22 protein-coding genes are annotated in these 19,444 nt (G+C 59.5%); 14 read left to right on the forward strand and 8 right to left on the reverse strand.

Annotation, left to right across the window (positions count from 1 at the left end; all coding sequences use genetic code 11):
* Nucleotides 1–52: 52 nt before the first annotated feature.
* Entirely contained in the window at nucleotides 53–1,072 is a 1,020-nt protein-coding gene (locus ACQY8Q_RS24740; protein WP_428429102.1) for a hypothetical protein, read from the reverse strand.
* 194 nt (nucleotides 1,073–1,266) lie between these two features.
* Between ACQY8Q_RS24740 and ACQY8Q_RS24745 the strand changes: the two genes are divergently transcribed.
* Nucleotides 1,267–1,614 (forward strand): hypothetical protein, encoded by a 348-nt coding sequence (locus tag ACQY8Q_RS24745; RefSeq protein WP_428429103.1) that lies wholly within the window; start codon nucleotides 1,267–1,269, stop codon nucleotides 1,612–1,614.
* Between the two features lie 86 nt (nucleotides 1,615–1,700).
* On the opposite strand, the gene ACQY8Q_RS24750 is transcribed toward ACQY8Q_RS24745, so the two are convergent.
* The 5 genes from ACQY8Q_RS24750 to ACQY8Q_RS24770 all read right to left on the reverse strand — a co-directional run bounded on the left by ACQY8Q_RS24750 (nucleotide 1,701) and on the right by ACQY8Q_RS24770 (nucleotide 7,637).
* The gene (locus ACQY8Q_RS24750) at nucleotides 1,701–3,842 is read right to left on the reverse strand and encodes a vWA domain-containing protein (RefSeq protein WP_428429104.1); all 2,142 of its coding nucleotides are present in this window, start codon (nucleotides 3,840–3,842) and stop codon (nucleotides 1,701–1,703) included.
* Nucleotides 3,842–4,363 carry an RNA polymerase sigma factor gene (locus ACQY8Q_RS24755; protein ID WP_428429105.1) on the reverse strand — a complete coding sequence of 174 codons (522 nt, stop codon included), beginning with the start codon at nucleotides 4,361–4,363 and terminating at the stop codon, nucleotides 3,842–3,844. Before ACQY8Q_RS24755 ends, ACQY8Q_RS24750 begins: the two co-directional genes overlap by 1 nt.
* Nucleotides 4,364–4,442: 79 nt before the next feature.
* Nucleotides 4,443–5,192 (reverse strand): phosphodiester glycosidase family protein, encoded by a 750-nt coding sequence (locus tag ACQY8Q_RS24760; RefSeq protein ID WP_428429106.1) that lies wholly within the window; start codon nucleotides 5,190–5,192, stop codon nucleotides 4,443–4,445.
* Nucleotides 5,193–5,256: 64 nt separating this feature from the next.
* Entirely contained in the window at nucleotides 5,257–5,958 is a 702-nt protein-coding gene (locus ACQY8Q_RS24765; RefSeq protein ID WP_428429107.1) for a ferredoxin, read from the reverse strand.
* Between the two features lie 107 nt (nucleotides 5,959–6,065).
* Nucleotides 6,066–7,637, reverse strand: a complete 1,572-nt coding sequence (locus ACQY8Q_RS24770) for a trimethylamine methyltransferase family protein (RefSeq protein WP_428429108.1) — start codon at nucleotides 7,635–7,637, stop codon at nucleotides 6,066–6,068.
* A gap of 371 nt (nucleotides 7,638–8,008) precedes the next feature.
* Between ACQY8Q_RS24770 and ACQY8Q_RS24775 the strand changes: the two genes are divergently transcribed.
* Nucleotides 8,009–8,707, forward strand: a complete 699-nt coding sequence (locus ACQY8Q_RS24775) for a corrinoid protein (protein ID WP_428429110.1) — start codon at nucleotides 8,009–8,011, stop codon at nucleotides 8,705–8,707.
* A gap of 76 nt (nucleotides 8,708–8,783) precedes the next feature.
* On the opposite strand, the gene ACQY8Q_RS24780 is transcribed toward ACQY8Q_RS24775, so the two are convergent.
* Entirely contained in the window at nucleotides 8,784–8,942 is a 159-nt protein-coding gene (locus ACQY8Q_RS24780; protein ID WP_318411142.1) for an entericidin, read from the reverse strand.
* Between the two features lie 39 nt (nucleotides 8,943–8,981).
* Here ACQY8Q_RS24780 and ACQY8Q_RS24785 point away from each other — a divergent pair, with 39 nt between their 5' ends.
* From ACQY8Q_RS24785 to ACQY8Q_RS24835, 11 genes are all read left to right on the forward strand, one after another.
* Nucleotides 8,982–9,602, forward strand: coding sequence for a DUF1638 domain-containing protein (locus ACQY8Q_RS24785; RefSeq protein ID WP_428429111.1), 621 nt, complete (start codon nucleotides 8,982–8,984; stop codon nucleotides 9,600–9,602).
* A 124-nt stretch (nucleotides 9,603–9,726) separates the two neighbouring features.
* Nucleotides 9,727–10,371 (forward strand): exopolysaccharide biosynthesis protein, encoded by a 645-nt coding sequence (locus ACQY8Q_RS24790; RefSeq protein ID WP_428429112.1) that lies wholly within the window; start codon nucleotides 9,727–9,729, stop codon nucleotides 10,369–10,371.
* An 18-nt stretch (nucleotides 10,372–10,389) separates the two neighbouring features.
* Nucleotides 10,390–11,166: a formyl transferase gene (locus ACQY8Q_RS24795; protein ID WP_428429113.1), complete on the forward strand. Its 777-nt coding sequence runs from the start codon at nucleotides 10,390–10,392 to the stop codon at nucleotides 11,164–11,166.
* 112 nt (nucleotides 11,167–11,278) lie between these two features.
* Complete coding sequence (locus ACQY8Q_RS24800; RefSeq protein ID WP_428429114.1) at nucleotides 11,279–11,581, forward strand: virulence factor; 303 nt, start codon at nucleotides 11,279–11,281, stop codon at nucleotides 11,579–11,581.
* Complete coding sequence (locus tag ACQY8Q_RS24805) at nucleotides 11,574–12,152, forward strand: methylenetetrahydrofolate reductase C-terminal domain-containing protein (protein WP_428429115.1); 579 nt, start codon at nucleotides 11,574–11,576, stop codon at nucleotides 12,150–12,152. The genes ACQY8Q_RS24800 and ACQY8Q_RS24805 overlap by 8 nt, the downstream gene beginning before the upstream one ends.
* Before the next feature lie 2 nt (nucleotides 12,153–12,154).
* Complete coding sequence (locus ACQY8Q_RS24810) at nucleotides 12,155–13,249, forward strand: methylenetetrahydrofolate reductase (protein WP_276118049.1); 1,095 nt, start codon at nucleotides 12,155–12,157, stop codon at nucleotides 13,247–13,249.
* A 95-nt stretch (nucleotides 13,250–13,344) separates the two neighbouring features.
* Nucleotides 13,345–14,325, forward strand: coding sequence for a methyltetrahydrofolate cobalamin methyltransferase (locus ACQY8Q_RS24815; RefSeq protein ID WP_428429116.1), 981 nt, complete (start codon nucleotides 13,345–13,347; stop codon nucleotides 14,323–14,325).
* A gap of 16 nt (nucleotides 14,326–14,341) precedes the next feature.
* Nucleotides 14,342–14,677, forward strand: a complete 336-nt coding sequence (locus tag ACQY8Q_RS24820; RefSeq protein ID WP_428429117.1) for a hypothetical protein — start codon at nucleotides 14,342–14,344, stop codon at nucleotides 14,675–14,677.
* Nucleotides 14,678–14,685: 8 nt separating this feature from the next.
* A complete protein-coding gene (locus ACQY8Q_RS24825; RefSeq protein ID WP_428429118.1) occupies nucleotides 14,686–14,988 on the forward strand; it encodes a hypothetical protein in 303 nt (100 codons plus the stop codon).
* Between the two features lie 16 nt (nucleotides 14,989–15,004).
* Nucleotides 15,005–17,047: an ASKHA domain-containing protein gene (locus ACQY8Q_RS24830; RefSeq protein WP_428429119.1), complete on the forward strand. Its 2,043-nt coding sequence runs from the start codon at nucleotides 15,005–15,007 to the stop codon at nucleotides 17,045–17,047.
* Nucleotides 17,048–17,125: 78 nt separating this feature from the next.
* Nucleotides 17,126–18,172, forward strand: coding sequence for a DNA topoisomerase IB (locus ACQY8Q_RS24835; RefSeq protein WP_428429121.1), 1,047 nt, complete (start codon nucleotides 17,126–17,128; stop codon nucleotides 18,170–18,172).
* Between the two features lie 18 nt (nucleotides 18,173–18,190).
* On the opposite strand, the gene ACQY8Q_RS24840 is transcribed toward ACQY8Q_RS24835, so the two are convergent.
* Nucleotides 18,191–19,075: a LysR family transcriptional regulator gene (locus ACQY8Q_RS24840; protein ID WP_428429122.1), complete on the reverse strand. Its 885-nt coding sequence runs from the start codon at nucleotides 19,073–19,075 to the stop codon at nucleotides 18,191–18,193.
* Between the two features lie 119 nt (nucleotides 19,076–19,194).
* Between ACQY8Q_RS24840 and ACQY8Q_RS24845 the strand changes: the two genes are divergently transcribed.
* On the forward strand, nucleotides 19,195–19,440 hold the full coding sequence (locus ACQY8Q_RS24845; RefSeq protein WP_428429123.1) for a hypothetical protein: 246 nt from the start codon (nucleotides 19,195–19,197) through the stop codon (nucleotides 19,438–19,440).
* The last annotated feature ends 4 nt before the right edge of the window (nucleotides 19,441–19,444 follow it).

Below are 19,444 nucleotides of genomic sequence, written 5' to 3' on the forward strand. Positions count from 1 at the left end.
TCTGTCAAAATGGAAGGGCCTGAAAATCAAATGTTTTCAGGCCCTTCTTATTTCAGGCTGCGGCAGCCGCCTGAAAGAAACGAATATAGCCGTCCTTCAAGCCCGGCCTGATACAATCGGCCATCAGCAGCGCCAGATGGAAGATCGTTTCGATCTCACGCTCCTGTTCCATCAGGTCAGCAAGATAGACCACCACCTCATCATAATCGGCAGCCTTGATCCGCACACTCTGCAGAAATTCCGCCATGGCGAGCCGGCCGTTCATCAGCAGCACGTCGCCGCGTTCTGCTGGCGACAATCGCAGCGAGCCGCGAAGCGCGAAAATGTGCACGTCCAGAAAACGCAAAAGGGCAGCATATTTTTCGCTGTCTGCCGGAAGCCCTGCCTTTTGATAGAGATTGCTGGAGGCCGCCGCGATCCCCTTCTCCGACGCCCAGACGCCGAGATCGTACCGGTAGATCAGCGATGGATCATGGATCATCCGGCCGGCGGTGATCAACGCGAAAGACAGGCTCCAGTCGCAATAGCCACCCTTGGTCGGATGCGCCTGCGTGAAGAACCGTAGCAACGGCACAAAAGTGCTGGTCCGGTATATGCTATAGAAAATGCTGTTATTGCCCATCACCTTGCGGGAGAACTCTTGCAACCGCTCGGCCGGTGACAACGCATCGATCGTAAAACACTCCGTCTGGCAGACCCCAGTCTCCACCGTCCAGATCTGCGTTTGCGGACGGATACCGACAACGTCATCTGGTAGCGAACGCAGATCGACCGGCGTTTCGCCCGCGTCGAAATGGATCTGATCGTCATCGCCCATCGGCAGCAGGAACGGCGTATCCGCCAGTGACAGGGCCTCCATCCAGTTGCCGGAAGCATCCTCGCTCGGTGAAGAATGATAGAGCAGATAGGGCGAGCGGTTTTGAAGAAATACGCGTTTGTCAGGATCACGGGAATTGTCGGACACGATCAGCCGCGCGCCGGTTTTCTCGGCATAGGCGAGCGCGCTCTCTATCGCACTGCGCGACGTCGTCAATGGCCGGTTGCTGGGCATGCAGATCGAAAGCTGGGCCACTGGTATCTCCGTCCCAAAGACGCTCGACGCCCAGTCGGCGCCACCAGCCGGTCATGACATCAAAACATTCTTCCATTAGCACCAGCAAGGATGTGCCAGCCTTGCCGCTCAATGCGGCCGAATCCAGTTTTGCCCCAGCCTCCGCCGATAAACTCTTTCGAAATTGACCCGCGACGACAAAAGAGAGCCACGAGATGAACGGTACACCCGCCCCGTTTCCCGCCCGCGATACAGTTGCCGAAAAGCTGGCAGCCTTTGGCGAGAGCGAGCAAACCTACCTGTTGCTGCTGATGGAAAATGCTGCGCAGGATGAGAATCTGATCGAAGGTCTATACCGCCAGCTCGACCTTGCCTCTGCAGCAAAACTGTTGAATTCCCTCAAGCTTGAAAAGCTCGGCGCGTGGATGGGCGCAAATGCCCCTGACCGGCTACAAATACGTCTGATGGAAGCGGCCAAATCCAGCCAGCATGCCGCCTATCAGGCATTTCGCGTCGGGCTCGTTCGTTCGGGCGGCCTGGAAAAGGCCTATCCGAAAGCTTGAATGCGCAAACGGTGCGGCTGTGGGCAGATGGGCAAACGCCCTCCGTTTCACCGGAGAGCGTTTGGTTACAAGTCAAAACAGGTACATCATTCTCCGCTAAGGCTTTTGGCAAGCCGCACCAGATTGAGGAACTCCGCCCGGTAGCCATAGCCATCCTCGCCCTTTGCGCCAGACGCAAGGTCAAGGATCGAGCCGTATTTGTAAGTGGACACGGCATCCGCTCCCCGCAGTTTTTGGCCAAAGGCCGCAACGGCGACGGAGAACCGGATATCCTGGCCGGCCTGTTCCAGCGTCGTCACGGCGTTGGCTTGCGTCACCGGGGTGGTGATCAACTGGCTCGTATCGCTATCCGGCTTTTTGTAGCGGATCTTCAGAAATGCCAGCTCCGCGGATGACTTGACATCAACCTCATCAGCCGGGGCAGCGGCACCATAGCGCAGGTCATCGTTGAGGACGGCCGGGCTTCCCTTCGGAGTGATCTCGTAGATCGCTGTGACGCGGTGGCCGGAGCCGATATCGCCGGCATCGACCTTGTCATTGTTGAAATCCTCACGTTTCAGGGCGCGGGTCTCATAGCCGATCAGCCGGTATTCGGCGATTTGCTGCGGATTGAACTCCACCTGGAATTTCACATCCTTGGCGATCGGGAAGAGCGACGATCCGGCCTCCTCGACCAAGGATTTCTGCGCTTCGGCCAGCGTGTCGATATAGACGGCTGTACCATTGCCGTTCTGCGCCAGCGTCTGCATCAGCGCATCATTGTAATTGCCACGGCCAAAGCCGAGCACGGACAGAAAGATGCCGCTCTTGCGCTTGGCTTCGATCGTTGCCTTCAATTCGTCATCACTGGACGGACCGACATTGAAATCGCCGTCGGTGGCCAGCATGATCCGGTTGACCCCGCCTTTGACGAATGCCTGCTGCGCCAGAGCGTAAGCGGCCTCCAGCCCCTGCGCGCCCGCTGTCGAGCCACCCGGTTGCAACGTATCGATCGCGTTCAGGATTTTCGCCTTGTCCTTGATGGCTGTCGGTTCCAGCACCGTACCGGCATCCCCCGCATAAGTAACGATGGAGACGGTATCTTCGGGTTTCAGCTTCTCTACCAGAAGACGAAAGGCGCTTTTCAACAGCGGCAGCTTGTCCGGTTCGTCCATGGAACCGGAGACATCGATCAGGAACACCAGATTGGCGCGCGGTGCCACAGCCGGGGCAACATCATATCCCTTGATCCCGACATGTAGCAGCCGCGTGTTGGCATTCCACGGCGTCGGTAGCACGGTGACCGTCGCCTTGAACGGTGTGTCCTTGCCGTCCGGACCCGGCCAGTCATACGGGAAATAGTTGATCATCTCCTCGACCCGAACGCTGTCGCGGTCCGGCATCTGCCCAGCCATCAGTGACCTACGCACGAGGGAATAGGACGCCGTATCGACATCGGCCGAGAAGGTGGAAACGGGGTCGGTGGCGACGGACTTGACCGGGTTGGTATCGGCCGAGCTAAAACGATCGCGATTTTCTTCCGGTTGCGAGAGGGTATCGACAGGCACAGGAATCGGAGATGGCATGGCGAGGCGTTCGCTGACTATCCCTTGCCCAATAGCAGGTGCCGCCGCAATCGCTCCCTGAGCTTGTGGTGCCATTTCCGGCTGGGCGACGGCATCGGCCTTTTCGACCGAAGAAGCGGCCGCAGTTCCAGAGGTAACCCTCTTTGCGCTGCCCCCTTGCGTATCCTGGCGGTTCAAAAGCGCCGCAGTTTCGTCGGCAGAATAGCCGCTTGGCTGTTGTCTCTGCCGCGGCTCTGGCCGAACAAGCTGACGGTCCTGCAAAGCCACTTCCGCATGAGGTTCTTGCGCTTCACTGTCTAAATTTGCAGGCGCTTCGGCCTGTTCCGTTTTCGCCACCTTGTTATCAGTCACGATACCCGTCGACTTAACCGTATCCACCGGCAAGCCCTGCCGCGTCAGTTCCAGCGTGAGAAAGGCGGCGGCGGGCACCACCAGAAGCGTGGCGAGTGCCGAACCTGCGAGAAATTTCCTGTTCATGACGGGGCTCCATAGCCTGTTGAATATGGAGCTTTGACGCCGGGGACCGGCGGTTCCTTGGGTGGCTTTCGAATTATTTTCGGCCTCGTCGAAAGCCTGCATTGCCAAAGGCAGCGCACGGGCGCGCGCAGCCGGTGAAGGCGTTGGTGGGCTCATCTGGCCCAGATTTTTCAGATCGTCGTTCATCACATCGTCTCCCTGCCGAGCAGGATTTTCAACCGTTTGCGGGCTTCATGCACATGCCAGGACACCGTTGCCTCCGAACATCCCATGACATCGGCGGTGGCGGCATGGGACAGGCCCTCGCCATAGACAAGCAGAACGGCATCGCCCTGCTTGTCGGGCAGTTGCCGCACGGCCTCCCATAAAGCCTCGACCTGAGCGTGATTGTCGTTTGCCGCAGCGCTGGTAGGGTCAGCCAGAAAGTTTGCGGCGTTGCGTCTTTCCCGTGACTGGCTCCGCTGATGATCGCGCGTGGCATTCAAGGTCAGCGTATAGAGCCAGGTACGAAATTGGCTAGCACCGCGAAAGGCCCGGATCGCCTGCCCGAGCTTCAGGCACACCGTCTGGGCTATATCCTCGGCATCGGCCACATTACCGGACCAGCGCCAGGCAACCGCATGGACGAAATCATAGTGCCGTTCGACGAGCACGCCGAAGGCATTCCGATCGCCCTTCTGTGCCCGTTCGATAAGATCCTCGTCCAAATCACCCGCCCGGATTTGTTGCAACTGGTACTGAGACGTTCGGTCCTGGCCGATCCTTGGGTCGGGATCGAAATTATTTTTACGATCCCGGAATTTTCCGTGTCACAGCAATGATCGGCCCCATCGGATGGGTATTGTCATAGCGCGCCAGAGCCGGTGAAAACAGGCTTGAGATCGATCCATCCAGGAACAGCGCATTGGCGCAACCGAGCTGATCACGAAACAGCGTCGCAAAATCATGGAAGCGTACGGGCTCCAGCGAGATTGCGAAGATCGCCATGCCCTTCTGATCGACGCCAACGCCATTGCGGATCTGCAGGCTGTCGCTCTGCGGCAGGAAGGCCGGATGCACAGCACCGTCGATCACCAGCATCGGCCCGGATTGCGTCGCGAAATCCGGCTTGATCGCCGCATCGACATAGGCCTCGGTTTCCAAAACACCGGCCCGGCCGCCTTGCAGGAAGAACACGCCATTGGGCTTCAGGTAGAAATTTCCCCAGCTATAGCCCCGGTCGATCGCCTTGCGCTCGATGCCATCGGTCACCAGCAGACCGACGGAGGTCAAATCACGTTCGTACATGCCGCCATTCATGGCAAATTCCAGATATTCACCCTCCTGCCGCAGATCCCGCAGCAGAGGTTCAAAGCCGCCATATGGTTGACCATCGCGGCCACGATGAAAAATGCCGATATTACTGGTGGCGGGATCGAAGCTGCAAACCGCATAGCTTTGCGTCAAGTGCGTCACCTTGCGGCAGGTGGCCTCTGCTTCCTCTGCGGACAGAATCGATGCGGTCATGGCCAACCCGATGCTTAAAGAACGAAACATATCCACCTCATCTTACACGCGTCCGACCCTGTCGCGCGACAACAGCAAAATGGAGGCAGCAGCTCTATAAACTCAAGGAAGCCATATGAAAATGCAACTGTTGCGCCGGGTAGCGATACGCGGCGCCGACCGGGCAGGCATTGCGGGCGAGACATCCCCCGGCCATGCAGCCGCCCTGCCCCTCCATTGATTTGAGATGCGCGCGGCACGGCGCGATTTGGAACCCGGACGGCAAAACAGCCTGCGCCGGACAGCTGGAGAGACAGGGCTTGCCGGGACAGTGGTCGCAGGGATGCCGATGATTGGGGGCCGCCGCCGATGGCAGAGCCTGCGCGAAACCCAGCGCGCCGCGATATCCATTCCAGAGGCCGTATTGCGGATGGATGAGAATCCCAAGCGGTGAGGCTTTCAAGCCTTCCGCCCGCATCGCCCATTGCTGGAACGGCTGCCAGGGCGGATCGGAGGGGAAATAGGCAGTGGCGCAGAAAGCTCGGGCGACCGGTTCGATCACCACCTTCGACCAGACATCGAGCGGATGTTCGCCACCACGGTCGGGCAAGGAATTGCGCCAGTGGTCAAAGGCCGGCCAGATCGAGCCACCAACATTCCCTAGAAGCGCGACACTGCGGGCCACCTTCCCGTCGCCCAAGGTAGGCGCTGCTTCGCCATCGGCAAAGTTGACGACACCGCGTAAAAAAACTCCGTGCGGCGCAAGCGCTGCACGGAGTTCACTCAAAACATCGTTGGATGTCACGGGACCGGTCATTTCGGTTTCGGCCCCTGCCTATCGTAATGTGGACGCCAGACTTCATTTTGGATGAAATCTGCTACCTGCGCCGCTCCGCCTTGCTCCCTGGCTTGTTCGGGCTCTCTTCAAGTGAAGGCGTCGGGCATCGAATCCTTCTTCTTGGCGATGAAGTCGAGAAGTGCTTCGTCGATCGCAGCATCGAGCGGCGGCCGCTCATAATGTTCCAGCCAGCTGCGGGCCAGCGCATTGGCACGCTGCTCGACGCGCTTTTCGCCCTCGATTTCCCACTGTTCGAAGGAATTGTTGTCCGCCAGCGCAGACCGGTAAAACGCCGTCTGGAAGTTGGCCTGGGTATGGGCGCAGCCGAGATAGTGGCTACCGGGACCGACTTCGCGGATGGCACCGAGAGCCTGTGCGTCTTCGGAGAGATCGATGCCTTCAGCCATCTTCTGCATCATGCCGAGCTGGTCCTGATCGATCATGAATTTTTCGTAGGACGATACCAGGCCACCCTCAAGCCAGCCGGCGGCGTGCAGCACGAAGTTCGTGCCCGCGAGCAGCGTCATGTTCAACGTATTGGCCGATTCATGAGCTGCCTGCGCGTCCGGAACCTTCGATCCACAGAGCGAACCACCGGTCCGGAACGGCAGGCCGAGACGCCGGGCGAGCTGGGCTGCGCCATAGGACACCAGCGACGGCTCCGGCGTTCCGAAGGTCGGTGCGCCCGACTGCATCGAGATCGACGCCGCGAACGTGCCGAACAGAACCGGTGCGCCCGGCCTGATCAGCTGGGTGAAGGCGGCACCGGCCAGCACTTCGGCCAGAATCTGCGTCAGCGTTCCCGCCACCGTCACCGGGCTCATGGCGCCAGACAGAATAAACGGAGAAACGACACAGGCCTGATTGTTGCGGGCATAGACCTTCAAAGCCCCAACCATGGTCTCGTCGAAAACCATCGGCGAGTTGGCGTTGATCAGGTTCAGCGTGACGCAGTTGTTTTCGACGAAATCATCGCCGAACACCAGCTTTGCCATGGCGATCGTGTCTTCGGCCCGTTCGGGCGCCGTCACCGAGCCCATGAAGGGTTTGTCGGAATATTTGATATGGCTGTAGACCATGTCGAGATGGCGCTTGTTGACCGGCACATCGACGGGCTCGCAAACGGTACCGCCCGAGGAATGCATCGACGGCGCCATATAGGCGAGTTTTACGAAATTGCGAAAATCCTCGATCGTCGCATAGCGGCGCTGGCCTTCGAGGTCGCGAACGAAGGGAGGTCCGTAAACCGGTGCAAACACCGTCGCCTTGCCGCCGATCTGGACGTTGCGCTCGGGATTGCGCGCATGCCAGGTGAAGGTGGACGGAGCAGTCTTCAAAAGTTCGCGGCAGAGGCCCTTGGGGAAGTGTACCCGCTGTCCGCGCACGTCGGCTCCGGCCTGTTTCCAAAGCGCCAGCGCTTCTTCATCGTCACGGAACTCGATGCCGATCTCTTCGAGAATGAGATCGGCATTGGCCTCGATCAGTGCCAGGCCTTCCTCGTCGAGAACCTCATATTCGCGGATCTTGCGGGTGATATAGGGAAGCGACGGTGGTGCGCCACCACCGGTGCGCGAAGCACGGCGGGCTGCGGCACCCCGGCCCTCGCCGCGCGAGCGGCGTCCGCCGGTTTCTTCCGTTTGCTCGGTCACATCTACCATTTCTCTATCCTCTCCCGCGCCTCGTCTGCGCACATGTCGAGCCTATGCTACCAAGCCCCAGAATCCGAACGGTTCTCAATGCGCCAACGGGTGGCGCAACTCGAACACGATTGCGGCTAGCGCCCGCCCCGCGTTTCTGGACGCTTGGCCGGTCTGAATTGCCGATACCATATTTTCTGGCGGGCAAATTGTGAAATACGCTGTTTTCAGAAGATGCAGTGAACGCGACCTGCCATCGATCGTAGCGCCGTCGTTTTTCATCGCATGCGACGTCGCTTTCGAAAAGAGCTTTTGGAAACAACAAAGCTAAGTATAGTACCTGCGTCGGCGAGGTTTGAGCCTGACAGCGCCAGGAACCGAGGAAACCCATCATGGCAGACGACGAAATCATTCTCGAGGATCTCTCCGACGACGAGCTCGTGCAGCAGATGCATGACGATCTCTACGACGGCATGAAGGAAGAGATCGAGGATGCGACCAATATCCTGCTGAAGCGCGGCTGGGTGCCATACGATATCCTCACCCAGGCACTGGTCGAAGGCATGCGGATCGTCGGCGTCGATTTCCGCGATGGCATTCTGTTCGTTCCTGAAGTTCTTCTATCTGCCAACGCCATGAAGGCCGGCATGTTCATCCTGCGTCCGCTGCTCGCCGCCACCGGCGCGCCAAAGCAGGGCAAGGTCGTTATCGGCACCGTCAAGGGCGATATCCACGACATCGGCAAGAACCTTGTCGGCATGATGATGGAAGGTGCGGGCTTCGACGTTATCGATCTGGGCATCAACAACCCGGTCGAGAACTACCTCGACGCCATCGAACGCGAAAAGCCCGACATTCTCGGCATGTCCGCTCTTCTGACCACGACCATGCCTTACATGAAGGTGGTGATCGACACGATGAAGGAAAAAGGCATGCGCGACGATTACGTCGTCCTGGTTGGTGGTGCACCGCTGAACGAGGAGTTCGGCAGGGCTGTCGGCGCCGATGCCTATTGCCGCGATGCGGCAGTGGCCGTCGAAACCGCCAAGGAATTCATGAAGCGCAAGCACAACCAGCTGGCCGGCGCCTGATCAAGCGAATTTAAGCATGCAAAAACCGGCCGCGCGCATGAAAAGCGCGGCCGGTTTTCTTATATCAACCCAGCCGTTAGTTGGCAGCGCGCTCGACCTTGCGGCCGGCATCCTGTGTCGCATTCACGGTATTGGCCGTATCCTGACCCATGCCACGAATGGTGTTACCGCACGAGGCGAGCGTGGTGATCGAGAAGAGCACGAGACCGATGGTGGCGATTGTCTTTGCTGTCATGGCTAGGGTTCCTTATGATGTGTGACAGGTTCAATTGACGTGGAAGAAAGATCTTCGGCTATGGAACGCACGAAAGCGGAAAAAGTTCACGTCATTGCGTGCGGCGCGATTGCCCGTGAAATTCTCGCCGTCTGCGAGGCCAACAAGCTCGGTCATATCGACCTCAGCTGTCTTCCCGCCATTTGGCACAACACCCCCGACAAAATCACACCCGGAATCAAGAACGCCATCGACAAGGCCCGTGCCGAAGGTTTCGGCCGGATCTTCGTCGCCTATGCCGACTGCGGCACCGGCGGGTTGCTCGACAGGCTGTGCGAAGACGAAAACGTCGAACGCATTGCCGGGCCGCACTGTTTTTCCTTCTTCGCCGGCAATGCCGCTTTCGAAGCCGGATGGGACGAGGATTTCACGTCGTTCTTCCTGACGGATTTTCTTGCCCGCCAGTTTGAGGCCTTCGTCGTCGAACCGCTCGGCCTCGACCGCCATCCTGAACTGCGCGACATGTATTTCGGCCACTACAAGAAACTCATCTACCTCTCGCAGGTGGAGGACGAGAAACTCCAGGAAAAAGCCCGCAAAGCCGCAGACATATTGGGGCTGACCTACGAATACCGTTTCACCGGTTACGGCGACCTGACGCCAGCACTTCTGCACGCCTGATTGCTGCGGAAACCATCTGTTAGCCTTGCTCTCAATTTTGCATCAAGCGCTGCATTTGATTTAAGTGCATCGTAACTGCCTGCCGCCAAACTCGCCCGAACAAACACAATAAAAGGTGACGGGGATGACGGACATTTTCGCAACGGACCTATCGGCAAGGACTGCGGCACACAGCCATCATCCGCAGCAGCTGTCCCAGCTCCTGCGCAATCTCTCGCTCAATGCCGGACCAAAAATCACCCTGCGCGATCTCGCCGTCGCCATGGAAGACCGCTCCTTCGGTGCCTTCCTCGTCGTCTTTGCCCTTCCAAACCTCATCCCGCTGCCACCCGGCGCGACTTTCATCCTCGGACTGCCGCTGATTTTCATTGCCTGGCAGATGTTTGCCTCACGCCGCACCCGCATCTGGCTGCCGAAGCGCATGGGCGATTATGCTTTTGACAATGCTACTTTCTTCGTCTTCATCAACCGTATCTCGCCATGGCTGCAGCGCGCCGAAACCCTGATCAAGCCGCGCGGCTGGTTCCTCGGTAGCCGGTTTGCCGAACGACTGACCGGCCTTCTGGCGCTCGTTCTGGCGGTGGTGATTTTTCTGCCCATTCCCTTTGGCAACTGGCTGCCGGCCTTTGCGCTTGCCGTCATCGGTTTTGCCCATACGGAGCGGGATGGGCTTGGTCTCATTGCCGGCGCCCTGATCGGCATCATCTCCCTTGCCGTCGCCGCCTCTGTCATCCTTGCTGCCGGTGCGATCCTCGCCTTCATCTTTTAAGACAGACGGATTGCCGGCATGACCTCGACAGCCATCCCACAGATCATCATCGTCACTGCTGGCGGGCGCAATCCGCAGATCCTGATCAATGCGATCGAGAGCCGTTTTGGCAATGTCACGGTTCTGCTGGAACAGCCCGAATCGAAGAAACTCTTTCTGAAACGCCGCATCCGCAAACTGGGGCTGATCACAGCGTCTGGCCAATTCGCCACGATGGTGGCATCGAAATTCGGCAAGCGCTTTACCGGGAAGCGCACGGCAGACATTCTGCGCCAATACGACGTCGATGACCGCGAAAATCCGGCCGTTCCCGTGATCGCAGTCGATTCCGTCAACACGCCTGAAGCAATCGAGCAAATCCGTGCCAAGAATCCGGCGGTCGTGTTTCTTGTCAGCTGCCGCATGCTGTCCGCCGCAACGCTGTCAGCCATACCCTGCCCGGTCATCAATTTTCATGCCGGCATCAATCCGCAATATCGCGGCCTGATGGGCGGATATTGGGCGCGCGTGGAAAACGACGAGGCGAATTTCGGCGCAACGGTGCACCTGGTCGATGTGGGCGTCGATACCGGCGACATACTGTATCAGTCCCGCATAACGCCGTCGAAAAGCGACACGATGCACACCTATCCGCTGCTGCAGACCGCAGCCTCCACGGACATTGCCATCCGTGCCGTCGAGGATGCGCTGTCTGGCAATCTCAAGCCTCTGCCGGCAAAAGGCAATTCGCGTCAATGGTACCATCCGCCGATCTGGACATGGCTCTGGAATGGCGTCACGCGCGGTATTTGGTAGTTATATCGTCAACACGGGTGACAAGTCGCTTTTGAGCATGACGCGCGTCGTGCCAAGGTGAGCCATGACGTGGCAAGATGCGCATTGTCAAGCAAGAGGAGAATTCGGGCATATGGCAGATCGCATTATCGTTTACTGGCGCGATATTCCGGCGCAAGTCATCATCAAGCAGGGCCGCAAGACCGCCAAGCGCGAGTTGACCCTGCGCTTCACCGAAGCGATCGACATGTGCGCCATGCGCACCGGTGCAGCCGATAGCGGCGACTATCTGGCGGAATGGCGCAAGGCCGACCCGACACCGGTCTCCGACGATCTCGAGCTGGAGGCCGACAAGGCCGCAGCCGAACTGGAAGCCGCCTACGACAAGGAGCGGCTGGTCGCCCTGGTCAAATCCGGCGGCAACGACAATGGCTGACGCAAAACCCGGCAATGCCGCCCCCGCCAAGAAGGCCGCCACCGGCGCCTATACGCCGGCCAGTGTTTCGCCCAACCGCCGTTCGCGCCGCAGTTATACGATCCGGCTGTGGGCCGTTCGCCATTCGCGTTTCCTAGAATGGTTTTACCACCGCTTCGCCGACGTCTTCCTGCTGCTTCATCCGCTGTGGAAGGCGATCGGCTACAGCCGCGTGGAAACGCCGGTCACCTTCATCGAACGCAATGTCAAAGGCCTTTTGTTTGACTGTCGCATGTGCGGCCAGTGTGTCCTGTCATCGACCGGCATGTCCTGCCCGATGAACTGCCCCAAGCAGCTGCGCAACGGTCCGTGTGGCGGCGTTCGCGCCAACGGCAATTGTGAAGTCGAGCCCGACATGCCCTGTGTCTGGGTCAAGGCCTGGGAAGGCTCGCGCAACATGGTGCAGGGAGATGCGATCCTGAACGTGCAGAAACCCGTCAACCAGTCACTGCGCGAAACCTCATCCTGGCTGCGCGTCACCGCACAGGCCGCCGAGGCCCGCGAAACTGCTGCCGCTGCAAAGGACGCCTGAGCATGGCCCATATCGACGAAAATCCGCTCGGCCGCCACCTTCCACTCGATCCCCTGCCCGGCCACTCGTCACGCGGTCGCCTAGAGCGTGTTTTGCGCCGTGGGGAGTTTGCCGTCACTGCCGAACTCAATCCGCCCGACAGCGCCAATCCGGAGGACGTCTATGAGCGCGCTGCGATCTTCGAGGGCTGGGTTGACGGCATCAACGCCGTCGATGCGTCCGGCGCCAATTGCCATATGTCGTCAGTCGGCATCTGCGCACTTTTGACCCGCATGGGTTATGCGCCGATCATGCAGATCGCCTGCCGCGACAAGAACCGCATCGCCATCCAGGGCGACGTTCTGGGTGCCGCCGCCATGGGTGTCGCCAATATCATGTGCCTGACAGGCGACGGCGTCCAAGCCGGCGACCAGCCGGGCGCCAAACCGGTATTCGACCTCGACTGCATGTCGCTGCTGGAGACGGTGCGCGTCATGCGCGACAATTCGAAGTTCCTCTCGGGCCGCAAGCTGACGACGCCGCCGCAGGTTTTCCTCGGTGCAGCGATCAATCCCTTCGCGCCACCCTATGATTTCCGCCCCTACCGGCTCGGCAAGAAGATCGAGGCCGGCGCCCAGTTCGTCCAGAGCCAGTACTGCTTCGACGTGCCGATGTTCCGCGACTACATGAACAAGGTGCGCGATCTCGGCTTCGATGAAAAGTGCTTCATCCTCGTCGGCGTCGGTCCCTTGGCTTCGGCAAAGACAGCCAACTGGATCCGCAACAACGTGCCGGGCATCCATATCCCGGATGCGATCATCAAGCGGCTGGAAGGTGCGCAGGATCAGAAGAAGGAAGGCAAGCAGCTCTGCATCGACATCATCAACGAGGTGAAGGAAATCAAGGGCGTTTCCGGCGTGCATGTCATGGCCTACCGGCAGGAAGAATATGTCGCCGAGATCGTCCATGAATCCGGCGTTCTCAAGGGACGCACGCCTTGGACCCGCGAAGCCAATCCCGGCGACAGCCGCGTTGCCGAAAGGCTCGATGCGATCCGCGACGGCAAACAGGAAAACCAAGAGGAAATGGCCGACGTCGCGGCACACCGCCAGCATTGAACACCAGACAACTGTGGCGCGGCCGCCAGGCCTTGCCTTTGACAAAACCATCCCGGCGCCGATCAGGCAGCGCTCACCGACCCGAAGGATCAGACATGACCCGCACCATCGTTGCTTCCGCCACCCGCGAAATCATTATCGGCTTCGACCAGCCCTTCTGCGTCATCGGTGAACGCATCAATCCGACCGGCCGCAAGAAGCTGGCCGCCGAGATGATCGTCGGCAATTTCGACACGGTGATCAAGGATGCGCTGGAGCAGGTGGCCGCGGGTGCCACTATGCTCGACGTCAATGCCGGTGTCACCTCGGTCAATCCGAACGAGACCGAGCCTGCCCTGCTGGTCCGCACCCTCGAAATCGTCCAGGGACTGGTCGATGTACCACTGTCCATTGACAGTTCGGTTACCGCAGCAATCGAAGCCGCGCTGAAAGTTGCCAAGGGCCGGCCGCTGATCAACTCGGTCACCGGCGAGGAAGAAAAGCTCGAAGCCATCCTGCCGCTCTGCAAGAAATACGACGTTCCGGTCGTTGCCATCTCCAACGACGAGACCGGCATTTCGATGGATCCGGACGTTCGTTTCGCAGTTGCGAAGAAAATTGTCGAACGCGCCATGGATTATGGTATCAAGCCGCACGACATCGTGGTTGATCCGCTGGTCATGCCGATCGGCGCTCTCGGCGATGCGGGCCGTCAGGTCTTCGCGCTGCTCTACCGTCTGCGCAACGAACTCAAGGTCAACACCACCTGCGGCCTGTCGAACATCTCGTTCGGCCTGCCGCATCGCCACGGCATCAATGCCGGCTTCATCCCCATGGTTATCGGTGCGGGCATGACGTCGGCGATCATGAACCCCTGCCGTCCGCAGGAAATGGAAGCCGTTCGCGCGGCCAACGTCTTGAACGGGACCGACCAGAATTGCGGTTCCTGGATCATGACCTATCGCGATCACAATCCGGCAGGTGGCCATGCGGCCCCGGCCGCAGCAGCTCCCGGCGCCTCCAGTGGCCGCCGTGGTGGCCGTGCTGGACGCGCCGGACCCCGGACAGAAGAACCGGCCGACGCAAAGGCGGAATAACCGCCAGAAAAGAGACATGATGTTTTTCAGTGCCGACCTTCTCGACGAATTCGCCAGCCTGTGGTTCCAGGCCCCGATAGTCATATCCTCGCGCCTGCAGGATTTTGCCCTCTCCGGCGGCTCCCCCAGCGGCACGGCGGAGGTCAGCCGGATGATCACCGAAAAACTTTCCGCCACCACAGAAAGCATCATGGCCGTCAGCGTCGCGATGATCAATGAGGGCATGATTACTGCCACCGCGCTCGCCACCGGCACCTGCGCCGGATTGGCTGGTGCCTCAGACCGTGTTGCAGTTGCAGCGCTGAAACCTTACGGCAAGCGGGTGCGCGCCAATGCGCTGCGCCTCAATTAGAGGCGATAATGACCTTTAAACAAAAGGTTTGGTTGGCGGCTTTCATCGTCACGCTGGCTCTGGCCACTCGATATCTTGTTTTGAACGAACCGGGTGAATTCTCCCGATTCAATGAGATTTTGCAGAGTTACGTGGCCTTCACCTTGCTTGCGCTGATCGTCCTCTCATTTGTTGGGCTCCTTTTCCTGCTCTCGCAAAAAGTGGCCCCAGCGCGGCAAGAGCAGATTGTAACGCTCTATTCATGGGGCAGCTCGATCTTCGTCGGCACGGTCATGGTTGCAGCTGTCGTCTATGCGAAGCTCTCTACGTAGAAAGCATCTTTGTAATATGAGTACAACTTCCAACTCGTCCGATCCTCTCGTCTTGTTCATGCCATCCGGCAAACGCGGCCGTTTCCCCGTCGGCACGCCGGTGCTGGACGCTGCGCGATCACTCGGCGTCTATGTCGAAAGCGTCTGCGGCGGCCGGGCAACCTGTGGCCGCTGTCAGGTCTCGGTGCAGGAAGGCAATTTTGCCAAGCACAAGATCGTCTCTTCGCTTGACCACATCTCCGTCAAGGGACCAAAGGAAGAGCGCTACGAGAGCATTCGCGGCCTGCCGGACGGCCGCCGCCTGTCCTGTTCGTCGCAAATTCTCGGCGATCTCGTCATCGACGTGCCGCAGGATACGGTCATCAACGCGCAGGTCGTGCGCAAGGCCGCGACCGACCGCGTGATCGAGCGCAATGCCGCCGTGCAGCTCTGCTATGTCGAGGTCGATGAGCCCGACATGCACAAGCCACTCGGCGATCTCGACCGGCTGAAGGTCATGCTGGAAAAGGACTGGGGCTGGAAGGATCTCTTGATCGCGCCGCACCTGATTCCGCAGATCCAAGGCATCCTGCGCAAGGGCAACTGGGGCGTCACCGCCGCCATCCACCGCGATATGGACTCGTCGCGCCCCTTCATCGTCGGCCTCTGGCCAGGGCTGAAGAACGAAGCCTATGGTATCGCCTGCGATATTGGCTCGACGACCATTGCCATGCATCTGGTTTCGCTGCTTTCCGGCCGCATCGTTGGATCTTCCGGCACGTCCAACCCGCAAATCCGCTTCGGCGAAGACCTGATGAGCCGCGTTTCCTACGTGATGATGAACCCGGATGGCCGGGAAGCCATGACCAAGGCTGTTCGCGAGGCGATCAATGTCCTGATCGGCAAGGTCTGCGCCGAGGGCGAGGTCGATCGCCACGATATTCTCGACATGGTCTTCGTCGGCAACCCGATCATGCACCACCTGTTCCTCGGCATCGACCCGACCGAGCTTGGCCAGGCGCCGTTTGCGCTCGCCGTTTCCGGCGCGTTGCAATACTGGGCGCATGAGATCGATATCGACGTCAATCGCGGCGCCCGTCTCTACATGCTCCCCTGCATCGCCGGCCATGTCGGTGCCGATGCCGCAGGCGCAACACTGGCGGAAGGCCCCTATCGCCAGGACCGGATGATGCTGCTGGTCGACGTCGGCACCAACGCCGAAATCGTGCTTGGCAACAAGGACCGCGTCGTCGCCGCATCTTCGCCGACCGGCCCGGCCTTCGAAGGCGCCGAAATTTCTTCGGGACAGCGCGCAGCACCGGGTGCCATCGAGCGCGTCCGCATCGATCCGGAAACACTGGAGCCGAAGTTCCGCATCATTGGCGTCGACAAATGGTCGGATGAAGAGGGGTTTGCCGAGGAAGCCACGGCCGTTGGCATCACCGGCATCTGCGGCTCCGCAATTATCGAGGTCGTCGCCGAGATGTATCTCTGCGGCATCATATCCGAAGACGGCGTCGTCGATGGCAGCATGGCGGCCAAGAGCCCGCGTATCCTGCAGAATGGCCGCACTTTCTCGTATTTGCTGCATGACGGCGACCAGCGCATTACGGTGACGCAGAACGACGTGCGCGCCATCCAGCTTGCTAAGGCTGCCCTTTATGCCGGCATCAAGCTTTTGATGGAAAAGCTCGAGATAGAGCATGTCGATACGATCCGCTTTGCCGGGGCCTTCGGCTCCTTCATCGATCCGAAATACGCCATGGTGCTCGGCCTCATCCCCGATTGCGATCTCTCCGAGGTCAAGGCAGTCGGCAATGCCGCCGGGACCGGTGCGCTGATGGCGCTGCTCAACCGCGGCCATCGCCGCGAGATCGAGCAAACTGTCAGCAAAATCGAGAAGATAGAGACGGCACTTGAATCAAAATTTCAGGAGCATTTCGTCTATGCGATGGCGCTTCCGAACAAGGTCGATACCTTCCCGAAGCTGTCTGCGGCAGTGACTTTGCCGGAGCGCAAGGTGATGTCCGACGATGGTGGTGACGGCGGCGGCCGCCGCAGGCGCCGCAGCCGCGAATAACCGCGTTAGACAGCGGGAACCAAATGATCCCGGCGGCGTTTTTGCGTGACCGTGGATCAGATGCTCTCGCAAAGACAGATGCAACGCTCGCGCGACGCCATGCAGAAGGCGGCGGTCGAGCTCGTCTATCTCTCCAATCTCGACGGCGGCATCACCCGCAAGCCGGGCAAGCGGGCCTTTCTCTATTACGATGCCAACGGAAAGCGGATCGAGGACCGGGCCGAACTGGACCGGATCGCAGCGCTCTCCATTCCGCCCGCCTATACCGACGTGCTGATTTCTGTCGATCCGCAGTCACATCTGCAGGCAACCGGCCGGGATGCGCGTGGGCGCAAGCAATACCGCTACCATCCCGAATGGTCGGCCGAACGCGGCAAGAGCAAATTTGCGCAACTGCCGGAGTTCGCCGCGCGGCTACCGAAAATCCGTGAGAAGGTCGATACTGACCTGCGCTTGCGAAAGCCCGGCATGGGCAAGGCGCTAGCGACGATCGTCTGGCTGCTCGACAATCTCTATATCCGCGTCGGCAATGCCACTTATGCCGAAGAAAACGGCTCCTATGGCCTGACGACACTGCGCAATCGTCATGTGAAGATCGAAGGTTCCAGCGTCCACTTCAACTTCAAGGGAAAATCCGGCAAGGAGTGGCGCCTCACTCACCGCGACCCGCGCATTACCAAGGCAATCCGCATGCTGCAGGAATTGCCCGGCCAACAGCTGTTTCAATATCTCGATGAGGATGGTGGGCGACATGCGATCCGCTCGCAGGACGTCAACGCCTATATCCGCGAGGCCTCCGGCGCCGATTTCTCGTCACGGCAGTTCCGCACCTGGGGCGCCACGCGGATGGCGGCAAAGGCTCTGGCGGCAATCGAGCCGGGTCAGAGCCAGAGGCAACTGAAGCGGCAGATCAATGATGTGGTGGACAGCGTTGCCGCCCGGCTGGTCAACACCCGCGCCGTCTGCCGCTCGTCCTATATCCATCCGAAAGTCTTTGAGGATTTCGAAATTGGCGCGCTCGCAGGCCTGATGAAAATGCGGCCGAGCCGCAGCGAGAAGCTGACGCGCTGGATGGATGATGACGAAATCCGGGTGCAGCGCTGGCTGAAGAAGGGCGGCACATAGGCGCCGCCCTCGGATCGATTATTGCAATCCGACGAACGCGGTGCGCACATGCTCGGCCACGGCCAGAACCGGCGGTGACGCATTATCGACCACCTGCAGGCCGATATTGTAATGGCCGAGTTCCGGCAGGCCTTCCGCCTCGCCGAGCGCCACGAGATCACCCTGGACGAGATAGCGCGGCAAAGGGGCGATCGCGAGATCGGCCTGAATGGCGGCGCGCTGTCCCGTCGTATGGGCGCTTAGAAACGCCACACGGAATTTTCGGCCGGACTGCGTCAGCTGTTCCACGGCATCGGCGCGCCAGACACAGCCGTCTTCCCACATCGAGATCGGCAACGGTTCGCGCGTGTGCGCCGTTCCGCATTTTATGCCGGCCCAGACCAGCTTTTCGGAAATCAGGATCTCACCGCCACCGGTGTTTTCACCCGCCATACTGTTGAAGATGGCGATGTCCATCCGGTGTTCTTCGACCCGCTTGCGCATGACGCTGCTGGTGCCGATGGTCACATCGACTGTGACATTCGGATAGGATTCGGAAAACCGCTTCAACACTTCCGGCAGGATGCGCTCGCCGATATCTTCCGGCGCACCAACCCGCACGACACCATTCATGTCCGGCAAAAGAAAGCGCGACACGGCCTCGTTGTTAAGCGCCAGCATACGCCGGGCAAACCCGAGCAGCACCTCGCCCTTCGGCGTCAACGATACCGAACGGGCGTCACGCAGGAACAGAACGCAGCCGAGAATCTCCTCGAGTTTCTTGATCTGCATCGAGACCGCCGACGGTGTGCGGTACACGGTCTCGGCCGCCGTGGTGAAATTTCCGGTCTCGGCGATGGCGACGAAGGTTTTCAGGATGTCCAGTTCGAGAAGCGGAAGGACATGCCGCATCATCATATTCATGGGAGCCTCACGGATCAGATTTTCTGAACAACAACATCACTTCATTTCGTTTGATTGAACCTCAACGGAGGCCGATAGTCAAGTTGCAAACATCGAAGACGTGACGAAAGGAGCTTCCAATGTCCCTGCACCACGACACGGCACCGGTTGAAAAAAACTCTATTCGGCTGCAAGCCGACGGCTTCGCATTCACGATGCACCAAATGTTTGCGCCGCTCGTCCAGCAACTGACCGACGTTCACCACACCCGCAAGATCGCACAAACGCGCGAGGCAACCCGGCGCGAAATAGCCCATCTGCCGGCCAGTCTACAACAGGATCTGGCTTTTTCCGATGGTACTGTCATCCCGGTGAAGCAGCCTTAACCGC

The organism is Pararhizobium sp. (assembly GCF_965279435.1).
Taxonomy (GTDB): Bacteria; Pseudomonadota; Alphaproteobacteria; order Rhizobiales; family Rhizobiaceae; genus Pararhizobium.